Origin of the sequence: Micromonospora haikouensis, from assembly GCF_000876225.1 — a bacterium.
GTDB classification, from domain to species: Bacteria; Actinomycetota; Actinomycetes; order Mycobacteriales; family Micromonosporaceae; genus Micromonospora; species Micromonospora haikouensis.
This window is the reverse complement of the sequence record NZ_JXSX01000001.1, coordinates 2,261,715-2,279,731: the sequence shown is the minus strand read 5'-3', so window position 1 is coordinate 2,279,731 and position 18,017 is coordinate 2,261,715. Positions and strand designations below refer to the sequence as shown.

12 protein-coding genes and 1 pseudogene are annotated in these 18,017 nt (G+C 73.0%); 5 read left to right on the top strand and 8 right to left on the bottom strand.

Features of this window, described 5'->3' with window-relative positions; translation table 11 throughout:
* Positions 1-9 precede the first annotated feature (9 nt).
* Together TK50_RS35600 and nrdR are read right to left on the bottom strand one after the other, a co-directional pair.
* Positions 10-1,989: pseudogene (locus TK50_RS35600) on the bottom strand (vitamin B12-dependent ribonucleotide reductase); the annotation flags it as partial.
* A 64-nt stretch (positions 1,990-2,053) separates the two neighbouring features.
* Entirely contained in the window at positions 2,054-2,566 is a 513-nt protein-coding gene (gene nrdR, locus TK50_RS09990) for a transcriptional regulator NrdR (protein ID WP_043962490.1), read from the bottom strand.
* A 584-nt stretch (positions 2,567-3,150) separates the two neighbouring features.
* Here nrdR and lexA point away from each other — a divergent pair.
* Complete coding sequence (gene lexA / locus TK50_RS09985) at positions 3,151-3,936, top strand: transcriptional repressor LexA (RefSeq protein ID WP_043962489.1); 786 nt, start codon at positions 3,151-3,153, stop codon at positions 3,934-3,936.
* A gap of 175 nt (positions 3,937-4,111) precedes the next feature.
* Here the strand turns inward: lexA and TK50_RS09980 are convergent, their stop codons facing one another.
* Positions 4,112-5,803, bottom strand: a complete 1,692-nt coding sequence (locus TK50_RS09980) for a WD40 repeat domain-containing protein (protein WP_043962487.1) — start codon at positions 5,801-5,803, stop codon at positions 4,112-4,114.
* Positions 5,804-5,907: 104 nt separating this feature from the next.
* The gene (hflX, locus tag TK50_RS09975; RefSeq protein WP_043962486.1) at positions 5,908-7,359 is read right to left on the bottom strand and encodes a GTPase HflX; all 1,452 of its coding nucleotides are present in this window, start codon (positions 7,357-7,359) and stop codon (positions 5,908-5,910) included.
* A gap of 206 nt (positions 7,360-7,565) precedes the next feature.
* Here hflX and TK50_RS09970 point away from each other — a divergent pair, with 206 nt between their 5' ends.
* The gene (locus TK50_RS09970; RefSeq protein WP_043962485.1) at positions 7,566-9,041 is read left to right on the top strand and encodes an NAD-dependent malic enzyme; all 1,476 of its coding nucleotides are present in this window, start codon (positions 7,566-7,568) and stop codon (positions 9,039-9,041) included.
* Between the two features lie 143 nt (positions 9,042-9,184).
* Here the strand turns inward: TK50_RS09970 and dapF are convergent, their stop codons facing one another.
* Genes dapF through TK50_RS09955 form a run of 3 tightly spaced genes read right to left on the bottom strand, consistent with a single transcriptional unit; the run spans position 9,185 to position 11,797 of the window.
* A complete protein-coding gene (dapF, locus tag TK50_RS09965; protein WP_043962484.1) occupies positions 9,185-10,030 on the bottom strand; it encodes a diaminopimelate epimerase in 846 nt (281 codons plus the stop codon).
* Between the two features lie 7 nt (positions 10,031-10,037).
* Positions 10,038-10,976, bottom strand: a complete 939-nt coding sequence (gene miaA, locus TK50_RS09960) for a tRNA (adenosine(37)-N6)-dimethylallyltransferase MiaA (protein WP_144420202.1) — start codon at positions 10,974-10,976, stop codon at positions 10,038-10,040.
* Positions 10,973-11,797: a class III extradiol ring-cleavage dioxygenase family protein gene (locus TK50_RS09955; RefSeq protein WP_043962483.1), complete on the bottom strand. Its 825-nt coding sequence runs from the start codon at positions 11,795-11,797 to the stop codon at positions 10,973-10,975. The genes miaA and TK50_RS09955 overlap by 4 nt, the downstream gene beginning before the upstream one ends.
* Before the next feature lie 152 nt (positions 11,798-11,949).
* On the opposite strand from TK50_RS09955, the gene TK50_RS09950 reads away from it, so the two are divergent.
* The 3 genes from TK50_RS09950 (at position 11,950) to TK50_RS09940 (ending at position 16,461) form a co-directional block, all read left to right on the top strand.
* A complete protein-coding gene (locus tag TK50_RS09950) occupies positions 11,950-13,158 on the top strand; it encodes a DUF349 domain-containing protein (protein ID WP_043962482.1) in 1,209 nt (402 codons plus the stop codon).
* Between the two features lie 389 nt (positions 13,159-13,547).
* Positions 13,548-15,197: a cellulase family glycosylhydrolase gene (locus tag TK50_RS09945; RefSeq protein ID WP_043962481.1), complete on the top strand. Its 1,650-nt coding sequence runs from the start codon at positions 13,548-13,550 to the stop codon at positions 15,195-15,197.
* Positions 15,198-15,495: 298 nt separating this feature from the next.
* On the top strand, positions 15,496-16,461 hold the full coding sequence (locus TK50_RS09940; protein ID WP_043962480.1) for a pectate lyase family protein: 966 nt from the start codon (positions 15,496-15,498) through the stop codon (positions 16,459-16,461).
* A gap of 49 nt (positions 16,462-16,510) precedes the next feature.
* Here TK50_RS09940 and miaB read toward each other — a convergent pair whose 3' ends face one another.
* Positions 16,511-18,010, bottom strand: a complete 1,500-nt coding sequence (gene miaB, locus TK50_RS09935) for a tRNA (N6-isopentenyl adenosine(37)-C2)-methylthiotransferase MiaB (RefSeq protein WP_043964202.1) — start codon at positions 18,008-18,010, stop codon at positions 16,511-16,513.
* Between the last annotated feature and the right edge of the window lie 7 nt (positions 18,011-18,017).

Genomic DNA, 18,017 nt, shown 5'->3' with positions numbered 1-18,017 from the left:
CTCCCCGACGACGCACTTGGAGATGGCGCCCGAGATGAACGGCTGGACGGCCGCCATCATCCGCACGTGCCCCATCGGCGCGATGGACCGCTCGCCCATGGCGCAGTCGAAGACCGGGTAGTGGTCCGGCTTGAGGCCGGGGGCGTCCACCACGTGACCGTGGTCGGCGATGTGCTCGACGATCGCCTCGACCTGCTCCTCGGGGTAGCCGAGGCTGCGCAGGGCGCGCGGGACGGTCTGGTTGACGATCTGCATGGAGCCGCCGCCGACCAGCTTCTTGAACTTGACCAGCGCCAGGTCGGGCTCGACGCCGGTGGTGTCGCAGTCCATCATCAGGCCGATGGTTCCGGTAGGTGCGAGCACCGCGGCCTGGGAGTTGCGCCAGCCGTGCTTGTCACCGATCTTGTTGCCCTGGGTCCACTGCTTCGTGGCCTCCCGGACGATCGCGGTGGCGACCGTGCTCGTGGGCTTGATCTCGTCGTTGGCGGCGGCGTGCTTGCGCATGACCCGCTTGTGCGGCTCGGCGTTGCGGGCGTAGCCGTCGTACGCGCCGACGATGCCGGCCAGCTCGGCCGAGCGGCGGTACGCCGTGCCGGTCATCAGCGAGGTGATGGCGGCGGCGACGGAGCGGCCCTGCTCCGAGTCGTACGGCAGGCCCGAGGCCATCAGCAGCGCGCCGAGGTTGGCGTACCCGATGCCGAGCTGCCGGTAGGCGCGGGTGGTCTCGCCGATCCGCTCGGTGGGGAAGTCGGCGAAGCAGATCGAGATGTCCATCGCGGTGATGACGAACTCGACCGACCGGACGAACTTCTCCACCTCGAACCCGCCGTCGGCCCGCAGGAACTTCATGAGGTTCAGCGAGGCCAGGTTGCAGGACGAATTGTCCAAATGAAGGTATTCACTACATGGGTTAGATGCGGTGATTCGTCCGGTTTCCGGGCAGGTGTGCCAGTCGTTGATCGTGTCGTCGTACTGGAGGCCGGGGTCGGCGCACTCCCACGCGGCCTGGGCGATGGTGCGGAACAGCTTCTTGGCGTCGATGGTCTCGATGGTCTGCCCGTCGAGCCGGCCGCGCAGGTCGAAGCCGCCGCCGTTCTCCACGGCCGACATGAACTCGTCGGAGACGCGCACCGAGTTGTTGGCGTTCTGGTACTGCACGCTGACGATGTCGTTGCCGCCGAGGTCCATGTCGAAGCCGGCGTCCCGCAGCGCGCGGATCTTGTCCTCCTCGCGCGCCTTGGTGATCACGAACTCCTCGATGTCCGGGTGGTCGACGTCGAGGATGACCATCTTCGCCGCGCGCCGGGTGGCGCCGCCGGACTTGATCGTGCCGGCGGAGGCGTCCGCGCCACGCATGAAGCTGACCGGGCCGGAGGCGGTGCCGCCGGAGGAGAGCAGCTCCCGGGAGGAGCGGATCCGGGAGAGGTTGACCCCGGAGCCGGAGCCGCCCTTGAAGATCAGCCCCTCCTCCTTGTACCAGTCGAGGATCGAATCCATCGAATCATCCACAGAAAGGATGAAACACGCGCTGACCTGCTGGGGTGAGGGCGTGCCGACGTTGAACCAGACCGGCGAGTTGAAGCTGAACACCTGGTGCAGCAGCATCCAGGTCAGCTCGTGGGCGAACACCTCGGCGTCGGCCGGGGTCGCGAAGTAGCCGTGCTCCTCACCGGCGGCGCGGTAGGTGCTGACCACCCGGTCGATGAGCTGCCGCAGCGACCACTCCCGCTCGGGGGTGCCGACGGCGCCCCGGAAGTACTTGGTGGTGACGATGTTGGCCGCGTTGACGCTCCAGGACTCGGGGAATTCGACCCCGCGCTGCTCGAAGTTGATCGAGCCGTCCCGCCAGTTCGTCATCACGACGTCGCGGCGCTCCCACGTCACCTCGTCGTAGGGGTGGACTCCCTCGGTCGTCCACACCCGCTCGACCTTCAGGCCGGTGCTGGCCTTCGTCCGCGTCCGGCTTGCTGTCACGCCGTCCCCCGCCATCTCATCCGCCCCCTCGTCTGCGCGGTCACCCGCCGCGCGTCCAAACTGTCAGAAACCAGGAAAATCAATTGGTACGGCCGGCGGCCCCCGCCGCGGCCGCCCCGTCGCCGGCCCCGGCGCCCTCCCGGGCGCGGGCGGCGGCCCGTAGGGTCTCGATCTCGCGCTCGAAGTCCGCGAGGGAGTCGAACGAGCGGTAGACGCTGGCGAAGCGCAGGTAGGCCACCTCGTCCAGGTCCCGCAGCGGGCCCAGGATCGCCAGGCCCACGTCGTGGCTGGGGATCTCGGCGGCCCCCTTGGCCCGGATGGTCTCCTCGACCTTCTGCGCGAGCAGGGCGATCGAGTCCTCGTCGACCGGTCGCCCCTGGCACGCCTTGCGCACCCCACCGACGATCTTGATGCGGCTGAACGGCTCGGTCACCCCGCTGCGCTTGACCACGGCGAGCACCGCCTCCTCGACGGTGGTGAACCGCTTACCGCACTCGGGGCAGGACCGCCGCCGGCGGATCAGCTGGCCGTCGTCGGCCTCCCGCGAGTCGACGACCCGGGAGTCGGCGTGCCGGCAATATGGGCACCGCATCGCCTGACCTCCTTCATCGACGGCGGGCCGACAGGCATTCCCGGGCACGCGAAACCGCGGCGTCGGCCCCGCTCGGGGACCACCACCGGGTGCGGTAGCGGGAAGTGCGGTCGGTAGTCGAACCCAACCTGTAGGCGACTTACGCCCGTGTGACTACTACATCTAGGGGTTGACCGTATGCGTCCGGCGGACCGTGGTCAAGTTCGCCGGGGCGTGTCCGGCGCGTCACCAGAATCACGCCGGCGCCCCCTCCGGCAGGGCCGCCGAAAGCCCCAACGCGGCATGCGTCCCCCCGGTCACGCCCTGCGGCCGACCAGCCCCCGAACGGGGGCCGGGCCGGCGAACGTCGAACTGACGTTCGAGCGCGCGTACCATTTATCAGAACAGGCGTTCGGATTTCCCGCTTTTCGAGTCCGACACGCCAACGAAGGTCGTACAGATGTTTGAAAATGACCGATCTCACCTATACGGTCAAGAACAACCGGGCCGGCGAGCCACGCGGACCGGTCGAGGCAACCGCGCGCGGCTCCGACCCCACAGCCCCCGAGCCGCCGGGCAACGAGCGCCGACCAGGGAGGACGGACGTGACCGAGGACCGGGCCAGCCGGCCGAAGAACCCGCAGCAGAGCACCGAGGCGGGTCCGCCGGCCACCCGGCGCCCCCGCGCCGCGCGCAGCCGGGCCGCCCAGCCGGCCGTGCGTCCGGTCACCCCGGTGGTCAGCAGCTTTCCCGACCCGGCCACGGTCGACCTGACCGCCCGGCAGCGCCGCATCCTGGAGTTCATCCGCACCTGGGTCGAGCGGCACGGCTACCCGCCGAGCGTGCGGGAGATCGGCGAGGCCGTCGGCCTCGTCTCCCCGTCCAGCGTCGCCTACCAGCTCAAGGAGCTGGAGAAGAAGGGCTTCCTGCGGCGCGACCCGAACCGCCCGCGCGCGGTGGACGTGCGGACTCCCAGCGACACCCTCGACGACGAGGCGAGCCGCTCGCAGCGCCCCGCCCCGGCGTACGTGCCGATGCTCGGCCGGATCGCCGCCGGTGGCCCCATCCTCGCCGAGCAGGCGGTGGAGGACGTCTTCCCTCTCCCCCGCGAGCTGGTGGGCGAGGGTGAGGTCTTCATGCTCCAGGTCAAGGGCGACTCGATGCTGGACGCGGCGATCTGCGACGGCGACTGGGTGGTGGTGCGGCAGCAGCCGACGGCCGAGGCCGGCGACATCGTCGCCGCGATGCTCGACGGCGAGGCGACCGTGAAGACCTACCGCCGCCGCGACGGCCACGTCTGGCTGATGCCGCAGAACCCGGCCTTCGACCCGATCCCGGGTGACGACGCCACCATCATGGGTCGCGTCGTGGCGGTCCTGCGCCGCATCTGACGGGTCGCCGGAGGGCCGCCGGCCCGCGAGGAACGGCCCGGGTTGGTGCAGCATCCGGTTCCGGGCGGGCTGGATTACGGGCGCCCGCGCACCCGGGCCGGAAGATCAGCGGCGGTCGCCGCCACGATCGCCCCGGCCGCGAACAGCCCGACCCCGCGCCGGGGCGCGACGACGGTCAGTAGCGGTCGCCCCGGTATTCGCGGCCTCCGCCGGGCGGCTGGCCGTAGCCGCCGCGCTCGTCGCCGGGCCCGCCGTCGCCGTGTCGGCCTCCGCGTGGGTCCCTGGGGTCCCGGGGGTCCCGCCCGCGCCGGGGCGGCTCGGCCCGCCCGCCGTAGACCCCGCCACGGCCCGGCTGGGCCGCCCGGTCCGGCGGCGGGGCCGCCCCACCGCCCCGGCCGGGGGGAACGCCCCCGGGCTGCGCGCCGCCGTAGCCGCCGCCGGCGGGCCGCCCCCCGCCGCCGCCGTACACGCCGCCTCCCTGTGGGGGGCGGGCAGCCCCCGCCGGGCGGGCCGCGCCGCCGTACACGCCGCCGGAGGGTGGGCGCGGCCCGCCGGCGGGAGCCGGGGTCGCGCCGTAGCCGCCACCGCCGGCCGGCACTCCGCCGTAGACGCCGCCCCGACCCCGGCCGCCGCCGGGCGGCGGGTCCTCGACCGGCCGCCCCCGGGCGGGTCCGCCCGGACCGGCGTTGAGCGGGAACTCGTCGCGCTCCGGCAGGTCGGCGTCGCCCGACGGGTCGTCGGGCGGCGCGGGACGCCGCCGGGCCCGCAGGATCCCGAAGATGCCGGCACCGACCATCAGCGCGCCGATCACGCCGACGGCCGCGATGAGGTACGTGATCTCGTCGAGGCTCAGCCCCTCCATCCAGGACTTCTCCGCCGCCGGCTTCGGTGGGCCGGCGTCGCCGCCGGTCAACGCCTCGGCACCGGTGGTGGCGGGGGTGTAGGCGAGGATGTCGATGGCCTCGTCCTCGCCCAGTTCGCCGCCGTCGGAGACGGTCACGAACGACTTGCCGTCGGGGGTGTAGGAGATCGCCTCGCCGAACGGGTCCGACAGCGGGGTGACGCGGGGCTTGCCGCCGGTCAGCGCGCCGACGATGTCGCCGCCGGAGACGTCGTACTCGAAGGCGTCCGCGTACGTGCGCAGCACCACCTTCTTGCCGTCGGGCGAGCGGGCGGCGCCGGTGATGGCGACCCGCCCGATGGTGTTGAGCACGTTCGGGGTGTTCGTCTTCGGCAGCGAGACCTCGCCGAGCCTGGTCATCGGCACGGGCTCGGTGTCGCCGCTGTTGAGTTTGCCCTCCGGGGCGAAGATCTCGGCCTTGCCGCTGGCCACCTTCGTGACGATCAGCGGCTTGCCGTCGTCGCTGATCAGGAGCGCCTCGGCGTCGTGCGGCTTCTTCTCCGGGTACGACAGCCGGTGCAGCACCGGCCGGGCCGATCCGTCGGCGGGCATGCTCCACACCGCGACCCGCTCGCGCCGCTGGGTGCTGGTGATGTTGTCGCCGATGTCGGCGATCCACAGCGTCTCGCCGTCCGGTGAGAGCGCGAGGTCCTCCGTGTCGAGCGGGCCGTTGCCCGAGTAGCGGACCTCCTTCGTCACCTGGCACTTGGTGTCGAGGAAGAAGACCCGCTTGCGCGCCTCGATGGTGGTGCCGTCGTTGACCACGACGTAGCCGCTGCTGGTCGCCACCAGGCCGGAGAGCTCGCGCAGCCGCTCGTCGGTGACGGTGCAGCGCTTCTTGCCGGGGGTCGGCTCGGGGGCGGCGGCGGCCCCGGGGGCGGGCGCGGCCAGGGCGACTCCGGTGAGCGCCACGGTCGCCCCGAGCAGGCCGAGGGCAACCGTGACCGAGGAAACAGCGCGGCGCATGGGGTCAGTGTCGCATGCCCGTGTAAACGCGAGGGGCACGCCGGACCGCCCGTCGCGGTGGTCCGGTGTGCCCCTCGCTGTCGCATTCCGTGCCGGGCCCGGGTTCACCGGGCGGCAGCGGCGACCCGCCCCTCGTCGGTGGCGAACGGCGCCAGTTCGGCGGCGAGCGCCTCGCTGACCCGTACGTGCAGCATCGTGCCCTCCGGCAGGTGGGCGGAGCTGAGCACCTCGCCCTGCCGGTGCACCCGGGCGACCAGGGCCCCCCGGTCGTACGGCAGCACGGCCCGGACCTCCACGGCGGGGCTGGGCAGCCGCGTCTCGATGGCCGCCCGCACCTCGTCGATCCCCCGCCCGGAGCGGGCCGAGGCGAACACGGCGTCGGGCCACAGCCGCTTGAGCCGCAGCAGGGTCTCCTCGTCGGCCGCGTCGGTCTTGTTGACCACCAGCAGCTCGGGGAGCCGGTCCGCGCCGACCTCGGCAAGCACCTCGCGGACCGCCCGGACCTGCTCCTCCGGGTCGGGGTGGGTGCCGTCGACGACGTGCACCACCAGGTCGGACTCGGCGACCTCCTCCAGCGTCGAGCGGAACGCCTCGACGATCTGGTGCGGCAGGTGCCGGACGAAGCCGACGGTGTCGGACAGGGTGTAGATCCGTCCGTCGGGGGCGGTGGCCTTGCGGGTGGTCGGGTCCAGGGTGGCGAACAGGGCGTTCTCCACCAGCACGCCGGCGCCGGTCAGCCGGTTGAGCAGGCTGGACTTGCCGGCGTTGGTGTAGCCGGCGATGGCCACGGCGGGCACGGCGTTGCGGGACCGGCGGGCGCGCTTGGTCTGGCGTACCGTCCGCATGGCCTTGATCTCGCGGCGCAGCCGGGAGATGCGGTGCCGGATGCGCCGCCGGTCGGTCTCCAGCTTGGTCTCACCGGGACCACGGACGCCCACGCCGCCGCCCGCGCCGCCGCCACGGCCGGAGCCACCGGTCTGCCGGGACAGCGTCTCGCCCCAGCCGCGCAGCCGGGGCAGCAGGTATTCGAGCTGGGCCAGCTCGACCTGCGCCCGGCCCTCCTTGCTCTTGGCGTGCTGGGCGAAGATGTCGAGGATCAGGGCGGTGCGGTCGACCACCTTGACCTTGGTGCGCTGCTCCAGGTTGCGCAGCTGGGACGGCGACAGCTCGCCGTCGCAGATCACCGTGTCGGCGCCGCTGGCGAGCACCACCGCGCCGAGGTCGTCGACCTTGCCCCGGCCGATGTAGGTGGCGGGGTCGGGGCGGCTGCGGCGCTGGATGAGCCCTTCGAGGACCTGCGAGCCGGCCGTCTCGGCGAGCTGCGCCAGCTCGGTGAGGGAATTCTCGGCGTCGGTCTGCGTGCCCTCGGTCCAGACCCCGACGAGGACGACCCGCTCCAGCCGGAGCTGGCGGTATTCGACCTCGGTGATGTCGGTGAGCTCGGTGGAGAGGCCAGGGACCCGCCGCAGCGCCTGCCGCTCCGACAGCTCGAACTCCCCGGTGGTCGCCTCGAGCTCGTCGTCCGTGAAGGGTACGTAGGTCTCCTGGTCGCGCAAGCCGCGCCTCCTGTCCGTTATGTGCCGTGGCGACGGATTCTGTCGCGTACGACCAATCCTGACACGTGTCAACGCCGGACGCACCCGCTATATGCCCGTCGCGTGGACCACCGAACGTGGGGGTGAGTGCTCCGCGATCCGGGCGGGCGAGTAGAAATGCGGGCGAGGTACGACCGACCCCGATCAGCGTTGACGGAGGGAATCCTGTGGCCATCACCCGACTTCCGAGCGCGGGATTCTCGATCACGATCCGGATCTCCGTGCCGGCGGACGCGTCCTCGATCGGCCGGCTGACCACCTCCGTCGGCGAGGCCGGGGCGATCGTCACCGCGCTGGACGTGGTCGACTCCGACCCGACCCACGTGCTGGTCGACCTCACCTGCGACACCGCCGACGCCGGCCACGCCGACCAGGTCGTCGACGCGCTCACCGCCCTGGACGGGGTGGACGTGCGCAAGGTGTCCGACCGCACGTTCCTGCTGCACCTCGGCGGCAAGATCGAGGTCAGTTCCAAGGTCGCGCTGCGCAACCGCGACGAGCTGTCCCGGGCGTACACGCCGGGGGTGGCCCGGGTCTGCATGGCGATCGCGGAGAACCCCGCCGACGCCCGCCGGCTGACCATCAAGCGCAACACGGTCGCGGTGGTCAGCGACGGCTCGGCGGTGCTCGGCCTGGGCAACCTCGGGCCGGCGGCGTCGCTGCCGGTGATGGAGGGCAAGGCGGCGCTGTTCAAGCGCTTCGGCGGAGTGGACGCCTGGCCGGTGGTGCTCGACACCCAGGACACCGACGAGATCGTGGCGATCGTCAAGGCGATCGCGCCCGCGTACGGCGGGATCAACCTGGAGGACATCGCCGCGCCGCGCTGCTTCGAGATCGAGGCCCGGCTGCGCGCGGCGCTGGACATCCCGGTGTTCCACGACGACCAGCACGGCACCGCGATCTGCGTGCTGGCCGCGCTGACCAACGCCCTGCGCGTCGTGGGCAAGCAGCTCGCGGACGTGCGGGTGGTCGTCTCCGGCGCGGGCGCGGCCGGCACCGCGATCATGAAGCTGCTGCTGCGCCAGGGCGTCGGCGACATCATCGCGTACGACCGGCAGGGCGCCCTGCACCGCGGTCTGACCGGCCTCAACCCGGCCTGGCAGTGGCTGGCCGAGAACACCAACAAGGAGAACTACTCCGGCGACCTGGCCGGGGCGGTGCGCGGTGCGGACGTGTTCATCGGGGTGAGCGCGCCCAACCTGCTCACCGGCGACGACATCGCCACCATGGCCAAGGACGCGATCGTCTTCGCGCTGGCCAACCCGGACCCGGAGGTCGACCCCCGGGAGGCGCGCAAGCACGCCGCCGTGGTCGCCACGGGCCGCTCCGACCAGCCCAACCAGATCAACAACGTGCTCGCCTTCCCGGGCGTGTTCCGGGGCATGCTCGACGCGCACGCCGAGGAGTTCACCGAGGAGATGGCGATCGCGGCGGCCCGGGCCATCGCGGACGTCGTCGGCGAGGACAAGATCAACCCGACGGTCATCGTGCCCAGCGTCTTCGACTCCCGGGTGGCCCCGGCGGTCGCGGCGGCCGTCCGCGCCGCCGCGCAGACCCCCGCCGCCGCGACTCCCCCGCCGGCCGCCGACCCGGGCCCGGCGGACCTCCCCGAGATCGCCGCCACCGCCAGCGCCACCCCCTGACCCCCACCCCCTCCCACCCCCGGGTTCGCCTCGGTGATCAAGAGGTTTGCGTCATCGTCGAGATCGACTCTGACGCTTTTCTCTTGATCACCGACCCGAGCCGCCGGGGGCGGGGCGGGAGGGGCGGGGGGCGGCGGGGCGGGTCAGTGGGGCAGGGTCGTGGGGGTTACCGTGCCGGTGGCGATCAGGAGGGCCGGGCCCGCGAGCCAGCAGGAGTCGTCCGTCACCGTGACCGTCAGGCGACCGCCGGGCACGTCGACCGTCATCGTGCCCGTGTCCCGGCCGGCGTCGCGCAGGGCGACCGCGGCGACCGCGCAGGCGCCCGTGCCGCAGGACAGCGTCTCGGCGGAGCCCCGCTCGTGGACCCGCATCAGCACGTGCCCGTCGGTGCCGTCGACCGGGTCGCCGGGGACGGTGAACTCGACGTTCACCCCGGCCGGGAAGAGCGCCGGGTCGAAGGCGGGGGCCCGGGTGAGGTCGAGCGCGCCCAGCTCCAGCCCGGCCGGCAGGGCGCAGACCAGGTGCGGGTTGCCGACGTCCACGGCGGTGCCGGTGAGGGTCAGCCCGCCCAGGGCGGCGGTCGACGTGTCGTACAGCCGGGGGCGGCGCATCTCCACGGCGATGTCGTCGCCCTCGACGCGGGCCCGCACCAGGCCGGCGCGGGTGACCACCGGCACGGTGCCGTCGACCGGCGCGGCCAGCCCCTGCTCCAGCAGGTAGCGGACGAAGACCCGCGCGCCGTTGCCGCACATCTCGGCGAACGAGCCGTCGGCGTTCCAGTAGTCCATGAACCACTCGGCCTCGCCGGCCCGGCCCGTCCCCTCCGGGTGCTTGGCGGCCCGGACCACCCGCAGGACGCCGTCCGCGCCGAGGCCCCGCCGCCGGTCGCACAGCGCCGCTACCAGGCCCGGGGTCAGGTCGAGTGCGCCGTCCGGGTCGGGGAGGATGACGAAGTCGTTGCCGGTGCCGTGTCCCTTGGTGAACTCCACGCCCCCATCATCGCGCAACCGCGCCGACGAGGCTCAGGGCCGCCTCGGCCAGCCCTGGGTCGGCGGAGTCCAGCCAGTGGATCCGCGGGTCGCGCCGGAACCAGGAGCGCTGCCGGCGGACGAACCGCCGGGTGGCCCGGATCGTCTCGTCGTGCGCCTCGGCCTCGGTCAGCTCGCCGGCGAGGAAGCGCAGCACCTGCTGGTAGCCGAGCGCCCGGCTGGCCGTGCGGCCCTCGGGCAGCCCCCGGTCGAGCAGGCCCCGGACCTCGGTGACCAGGCCGTCGGCCCACATCCGGTCCACCCGCAGCGCGATCCGCTCGTCGAGCGCCGCGGTGTCCAGGTCGACGCCGAGCTGCACCGACGGGTAGTACGGGGTGGGTCCGGGCAGCGCCGCCGTGAACGGGGCGCCGGTCAGCTCGATGACCTCCAGGGCCCGGACGATCCGCCGGCCGTTGCCGGGCAGGATGCCCTCGGCCGCCGCCGGGTCCGCCGCGCGCAGCCGGGCGTGCAGGGGGGCGGGGCCTGCGGCGGCCAGCTCCGCCTCCAGCCGGGCGCGCAGCGCCGGGTCGGTGCCGGGGAACTCGAACCGTTCCAGCACCGCCCGCACGTACAGCCCGGAGCCGCCGACCAGCAGCGGCACCCGGCCCCGGGCCAGGATGTCGTCGACCGCCGCGCGGGCCAGCCGCTGGTATTCCGCGACGCTGGCCGGCTCGGTCACCGGCCAGATGTCGAGCAGGTGGTGCGGCACCCCGTCCCGCTCGGCCGGGGTGAGCTTCGCCGTACCGATGTCCATGCCCCGGTAGAGCTGCATCGAGTCGGCGTTGACCACCTCGCCGCCGAGGGCGTGGGCGAGGGCGATGCTCAGCGCCGACTTTCCGGCGGCGGTCGGCCCGACGACGGCGACGACGGTGCCGCGCCCGGCACGCCCGTCGCTGCCCGCGGTCACGCCGGCTCCCAGGTGGCCACGAAGTAGGCGACGCCGTAGGGCGCGTCGTGGTAGGTCAGGTCGCCCCGCCAGTCGCCGCCCGCCGCCCGGGCCGCGCCGGCCAGCACCTGCCAGGGCGCGCGCCCGGCGACCTTCAGCCGCGCCGACACCGCCGGGTCGAGGCCGAGCAGCGCCTCGGCGTCCGCGTCGGCCAGGGCCCGGGCCACCCCGTCGTCGTACGCTCCCGCGAGCGGGTCGGCGTAGCCGGGGGCCTTCGTGCCGTGGCACGCCGAGCCGTCCCCGAGCACCAGCAGCGCCACCCGGGGACGGTGCCGGTGCACCTGCCCGGCCAGCGCGGCCAGCTCGGCGGGGGTCGCTGCGGCGGCCACCTGGGCGGCGTCGACCGGCACCCCGACCCGGTGCCGGGCGAGCAGCCACGCGCCCACGGCGAGGCTCAGCGGGAGCGTGGGGGCGTCCGCCGTCGCCGGGGCGTCACCGGCGACCGGGACGGCGCGCCCCGGCAGGGGGCTGTCGTCGTGGGGCCCCGCCGGGAGGGGGACGGACAGGTCCGCTCCCCAGGGGCGGAAGGAGCCGACGGCCGGCGGCGTGATCCACCCGGTGGCCGGCCCCGCGCCCAGCAGCACCAGCGCGTCGGGGGCGCAGGCGAGCAGCCGGGCCACGGCGGCGTCGGTGGCGCGGCGGAGTTCGTCCAGCTCAGCGGCGGCGGTGCCGGCCAGCTCGGGCACGATCAGGGGCGGGTGGGGACAGACGGCGGCGGCGACCAGAGGCACCCGTTTACCGTAGCGGGACCCACCGGTGCGTCCCCGCGCCGATCCGGTCATCGGGGGGCTAGGACACCGTATGGTCACGGTCGACGACAGGCGCTCGACGCGGACGGGGGCGGACCTGTGACAATGCCGGGAGTAACTTTGCTGCGCCGTGGCGGCGCTCGCGGGCCCTGGCCCGTCGACGCCGGGAGAACGAGGATGGGCACATGAGCGACTGGACGGCCTTCGGACGGGTGGACGCGGACGGCACCGTGTACGTCAAGACCGCCGAGGGCGAGCGAGTGGTCGGATCCTGGCAGGCGGGCGCTCCGGAGGAGGGACTGGCCCACTTCGCCCGCCGCTTCGCGGACCTGGTCACCGAGGTGGACCTGACCGAGGCACGGCTCAACTCGGGCGCGGCGGACGCCGGACACTCGTTGACCACGATCCGCCGGATCCGCGCCTCCCTGGCCGAGGCGCACGTCGTCGGCGACATCGACGCCCTGGCCGCGCGGCTGGACAAGCTCGCCGCGGTCGCCGAGGAGAAGGCGGGTGAGGCGCGCGCCGCGCGGGAGGCCGCGCGGGGCGAGGCCCTGGCACGCAAGACCGCCCTCGTGGAGGAGGCGGAGAAGCTGGCCGCCGAGTCGACCGGCTGGAAGACCGCCGGGGACCGGCTCAAGGAGATCCTCGACGAGTGGAAGACCATCCGGGGCGTCGACAAGAAGGTCGACGGCGAGCTGTGGAAGCGGTTCGCCGCCGCCCGGGACGGTTTCACCCGCCGCCGGGGCGCGCACTTCGCCTCCCTGGACTCGCAGCGCAAGCAGGCGCAGCAGGTCAAGGAGGACCTGGTCGCCGAGGCGGAGAAGCTGCGGGACTCCACCGACTGGGCGGCCACCGCCAACCAGCTCAAGGAACTGATGAACCAGTGGAAGGCCGCCCCGCGCGCCGCCAAGGAGGCCGAGCAGAAGCTCTGGGAACGGTTCCGGGCGGCCCAGGACGCGTTCTTCACCCGGCGCAGCGAGGTGTTCTCGGCGCGGGACAACGAGCAGCGGGCCAACCTGGAGCGCAAGCAGGCGCTGCTCGCCGAGGCGGAGGCGCTCGACGTCGACGCCGACCCGAAGGGCGCCCAGGCCAAGCTGCGCGAGATCCAGGCGCAGTGGCACGAGGCCGGCCGGGTGCCGCGGGAGGCCGCCGCCGGGCTGGAGCGGCGGCTGCGCGTGGTCGACGACAAGGTCCGCGAGGTGATGGACTCGGCGTGGCGTCGGACCACCAAGGAGGACAACCCGCTGCTGGCCCAGATGCGTTCGCAGGTGGCCGAGGCCGAGGAGCGGCTGGCCCGGGCCCAGGCCGCCGGGGACAACCGGCGGATCAAGGAGGCCGAGCAGGCGCTCGCGTCGAAGCGGCAGTTCCTCCAGCTCGCGGAGCAGGCCGGCTGAGTTGACCGTCCCGGAAGCCCTCGGTCCCCCATGCGGGGCCGGGGGCTTCCGGCTGTCCGGGGCAAGTCCCGTGCTGGTTGACGCATCCAGGTGAGCTGATGACAATGGTCCGCGGAGCTAGGTAGCAGCACCGGCGCGAGGGGCACCGACGGCGGGTTCGCCGTCGCGCGTCGCCGGTTCACCGCGAGCAGTTGCATCCACGTCGCCGTCGTATCCCCGTATCGCGCGTCCCGGGTCGGCACCCCGTGCCTGCCCGTCGACAGGCCGGTCGGCAGCACCCCGTGCCTGCCCGTCGGCACGCCGCCCTGCGGGCACCGGGCGACGGCCCTCCCCCTGGTTCCCCGCCCGCGCCGCCCCGTGCGGCCGCCGGCATCCGAAGTGGAGTCCGCATGCACAGATCCACCGCCCTCGGCGGCGCGCTCACCGCGCTCGCCACCGCCGCGGCCGGCGTCCTCGTCGCCGCCGCCGTCGGCACCGCGCCGGCAGCCGCCGCCACCGGCGGCACCGGCACCGGCTACCTGCACACCAACGGCAGCAAGATCGTCGACAGCACCGGCGCGACGGTCCGCCTGACCGGCATCAACTGGTTCGGCATGGAGACCGACAACAAGACCTTCCACGGCCTGTGGTCGAACAACCCGTGGCGCGGTCAGCTCGACACGATGGCCCGCCTCGGCTACAACACGCTGCGCATCCCGTACTCGAACGACGCGCTGAAGCCGGGGGCGACGGCCAGCGGCATCAACGACTTCGTGAACCCCGACCTGGTGGGGCTGTCGCCGCTGCAGATCCTCGACAAGGTCATCGCCTACGCGGGCAGCAAGGGGATGCGGGTCATCCTGGACCGGCACCGGCCGACGGCGGCCGGGCAGTCGCCGCTCTGGTACACCTCCACCGTTTCGGAGGCGACCTGGATCAACGACTGGAAGATGCTGGCCCAGCGGTACGCGAACAACCCGACCGTCATCGGGGCTGACCTGCACAACGAGCCGCACGCCGAGGGCACCAACCCGGCGGCCACCGGCGCCTGCTGGGGCTGCGGGGACACCGCCCGGGACTGGCGGCTGGCCGCCGAGCGGGCCGGCAACGCGATCCTCGGGGTGCAGCCGAACTGGCTGATCTTCGTCGAGGGGGTGAGCTGCCCCAGCGGCGGCCTGTCGAACGTCTGGGACAACGACCCCAGCAACGACGAGGACTGCGGCTGGTGGGGCGGCAACCTGTCCAAGGCCGGGCAGTTCCCCGTCCGGCTGAACGTGGCGAACCGGCTGGTCTACTCCCCGCACGAGTACGCCACCAGCGTCTACGAGCAGAACTGGTTCAAGGCCCCCGACTACCCGGCGAACCTGCCGGCGATCTGGGACAAGTACTGGGGATACCTCTACAAGCAGAACATCGCCCCGATCATGATGGGCGAGTTCGGCAGCACCCTGGCCGACCCGCGCGACAAGGTGTGGCTGGAGAACCTGATGGCGTACACGGGCACCGGGGTCAACGGGATGTCGTTCACCTACTGGTCGTGGAACCCGAACTCGGGTGACACCGGCGGCATCGCGCTGGACGACTGGACCAACGTCAACACCGCGAAGCAGGCGATCCTCCAGCCGTACCTGATCGCGCCGGTGGGTGGCGGGACCGATCCGACACCGACCGGAAGCCCGACGGGGACGCCGACCGGCACCCCCACGGGTACGCCCACCTCCACCCCGCCGCCGACCTCCACGCCGCCGCCGGCCGGTGGCTGCACCGCCACCTACAAGCAGGTCAACTCGTGGGCGGGCGGCTTCCAGGGCGAGCTGACCGTGAAGAACGGCGGCTCGTCGGCGGTCAACCCGTGGTCGGTGACCTGGAACTGGCCGGCCGGGGTCACGCTGGTCAGCGGATGGAACGCCACCGTGACGCAGTCCGGCACGGCGGTGACGGCCGCCGCGCCGGCCTGGTCCGCGTCGCTCGCGGCGGGCGCCTCGGTGACGGTCGGCTTCACCGCCAACGGGTCCGCCTCGGTGCCCGGCACGGTCAAGCTGAACGGCGTCGCCTGCTGAGCCCGCGCGTCACCGCATGACGGCGGCCGGCACCCGACACGGGTGCCGGCCGCTGATCTTTGCGCAGGTCGGGATGGTTGGCACAAAGGGTTTACATCGATCTATGTCTGTGTTTACATCGGAAAGCGCTTGCCTGAGTCATTCGGCGGGCCAGCACGGGAGCCGCTTCTCACCCAGGGCAGTCCACACCGGCGGGGACCAGGACCACCGTCTCCGGCCGACCCAGACGCCACACCGGGCACCGGCGTCAGCGGTCGGCCGACCGGTCCGCGCACCCGCGACCACCGAAGGGAAGCACATGCGCATCACGGCACGACGTCGCACCACGCTGCTCGCCGCAGCCGCCACCGCCTCCGCCCTCGTCGCCGGAGCCCTCACCGTCGCCACCGCCCCGGCCTCGGCCGGACCCACCGACCTGGTCGGCTGGGCCACCCAGAACGGGGGCACCACGGGCGGCGGCGGCGCCGCGACCACCACGGTCACCAGCGCCTCCGCGCTGACCACCGCCGTCGGGTCCAGCAGCGCGGCGGTGATCCGGGTCTCCGGCACCATCAGCTGCTCCGGCATGCTGCGGGTCCGGTCGAACAAGACCATCCTCGGCAACCCGGGCGCGACCATCTCCGGCTGCGGCTTCAACATCAGCGGCGACCGCAACGTGATCATCCGCAACCTCACGTTCACCAGCTGGAACGACGACGCGATCAACGTGCAGGAGTCGGCGACCAACGTCTGGGTCGACCACAACACCTTCACCGGCGGCTACGACGGCGCGGTCGACATCAAGCGCGGCTCGGACTTCATCACCGTGTCGTGGAACCGCGTCTACAACCACGACAAGTCGATGCTGCTCGGGCACAGCGACGACAACGCCAGCCAGGACACCGGCCACCTGCGGGTGACCTACCACCACAACTGGTTCGACGCGAGCACCCAGCGCCACCCCCGGGTCCGCTTCGGCAACCCGGTGCACGTCTACAACAACTACTACTACCGCAACAGCGGCTACGGCGTGGCCTCCACCATGAGCGCCGGCGTGCTCGTCGAGGGCAACTACTTCGAGAGCGTCAGCGACCCGTTCCACCTCGGCGAGGGCAGCTCCGGGCCCGGCACCCTGGTCGCCCGGAACAACCACTTCGTCAGCTCCGGCAGCGGCCAGACCGGCGGCAGCGTGAAGAGCATCCCGTACTCGTACACCCTCGACAGCGCGAGCAGCGTCAAGTCGATCGTGACGGGCGGCGCGGGCGCGGGTCGGATCTCGGTCTGACCCTGCGCAGCCTGGTCGGGGCCCGCCGGTGCGGCGGGCCCCGATCGCGTCAGTGTGCCGCGCAGCCGGTCGCCGGCGCGGGCGCGGCGGCCGGCGCGCCGACCGTCGGCAGCCCGAGCAACACCCCGGGGGTACGCGGGGCGCGGCCGGCCTCGGCGGCGTCGCCGGCCCGGGTGCGCCGGTGCGCCAGCGGCTCCCCGTCGGCGTTGAGGTGGTGCGGGGCGGCGTAGGTGACCGTGGTGTGCACGATGTCGCCGGGGCGGACCTGGCCGGCGAGTGAGCCCACGTCGAAGTGCACCAGGCGGCCGTCGCGGGCCCGGCCCGACATCCGGCCGGTGCGCTCGTCCTTGCGGCCCTCGCCGACAGCGACCAGCACCTCGACCTGCTGCCCCACCAGCTTGCGGTTCTCCGCCCAGGTGATCTCCTCCACCGTCGCGATCAGCCGCTCGTAGCGCTCCTGCACCACCTGCTTGGGCAACTGGTCGGGCATGGTGGCGGCCGGCGTGCCGGGGCGCTTCGAGTACTGGAACGTGAACGCCGAGGAGAAGCGGGCCTCGCGGACCACGTCCAGCGTGCGCTGGAAGTCGGCCTCGGTCTCGCCGGGGAAGCCGACGATGATGTCGGTGGTGATCGCCGCGTCGGGCATCGCCGCCCGGACCCGCTCGATGATCCCCAGGTATTTCTCCGACCGGTACGACCGGCGCATCGCCTTCAACACGTCGTCGGAGCCGGACTGCAGCGGCATGTGCAGCGAGTGGCAGACGTTCGGGGTCTCGGCCATCGCGGCGATCACGTCGTCGGTGAAGTCCTTCGGGTGCGGGCTGGTGAACCGGACCCGCTCCAGCCCCTCGATCTCGCCGCACGCGCGCAGCAGCTTGCCGAACGCGTACCGGTCGCCGAACTCGACGCCGTAGGAGTTGACGTTCTGCCCGAGCAGGGTCACCTCCAGCACGCCCGAGTCGACCAGGGCGCGGACCTCGGCGAGGACGTCGCCGGGGCGGCGGTCCTTCTCCTTGCCGCGCAGGGACGGCACGATGCAGAACGTGCAGGTGTTGTTGCAGCCCACCGAGATCGACACCCAGCCCGCGTACGTCGACTCGCGCCGCGTCGGCAGCGTCGAGGGGAAGACGTCGAGCGACTCCAGGATCTCCACCTCGGCGGCGGCGTTGTGCCGGGCCCGCTCCAGCAGCGCCGGCAGCGAGCCGATGTTGTGCGTGCCGAACACCACGTCCACCCAGGGGGCCTTGCGGACGATGTCGCCGCGGTCCTTCTGGGCGAGGCAGCCGCCGACGGCGATCTGCATCCCGGGGTGCTTGTCCTTCACGGGGCGCAGGTGACCCAGGTTGCCGTAGAGCCGGTTGTCGGCGTTCTCCCGGACGGCGCAGGTGTTGAACACCACCACGTCGGGGTTGCCGTCGACCTCGGCGGCGCGCACGTAGCCGGCCTGTTCCAGCAGGCCGGAGATGCGCTCGGAGTCGTGCACGTTCATCTGGCAGCCGTACGTGCGCACCTGGTAGGTGCGCGGGCTGCCCGCGGCTGCGGTAGTCATGACCCGC

Coding starts and splice junctions, on each gene's coding strand:
- nrdR (WP_043962490.1), bottom strand. CDS start 2,566: ATGCGGTGCCCATATTGCCGGCACGCCGACTCCCGGGTCGTCGACTCG.
- TK50_RS09980 (WP_043962487.1), bottom strand. CDS start 5,803: ATGCGCCGCGCTGTTTCCTCGGTCACGGTTGCCCTCGGCCTGCTCGGG.
- TK50_RS09955 (WP_043962483.1), bottom strand. CDS start 11,797: ATGACCGGATCGGCGCGGGGACGCACCGGTGGGTCCCGCTACGGTAAA.
- TK50_RS09950 (WP_043962482.1), top strand. CDS start 11,950: ATGAGCGACTGGACGGCCTTCGGACGGGTGGACGCGGACGGCACCGTG.
- TK50_RS09945 (WP_043962481.1), top strand. CDS start 13,548: ATGCACAGATCCACCGCCCTCGGCGGCGCGCTCACCGCGCTCGCCACC.
- TK50_RS09940 (WP_043962480.1), top strand. CDS start 15,496: ATGCGCATCACGGCACGACGTCGCACCACGCTGCTCGCCGCAGCCGCC.
- miaB (WP_043964202.1), bottom strand. CDS start 18,010: ATGACTACCGCAGCCGCGGGCAGCCCGCGCACCTACCAGGTGCGCACG.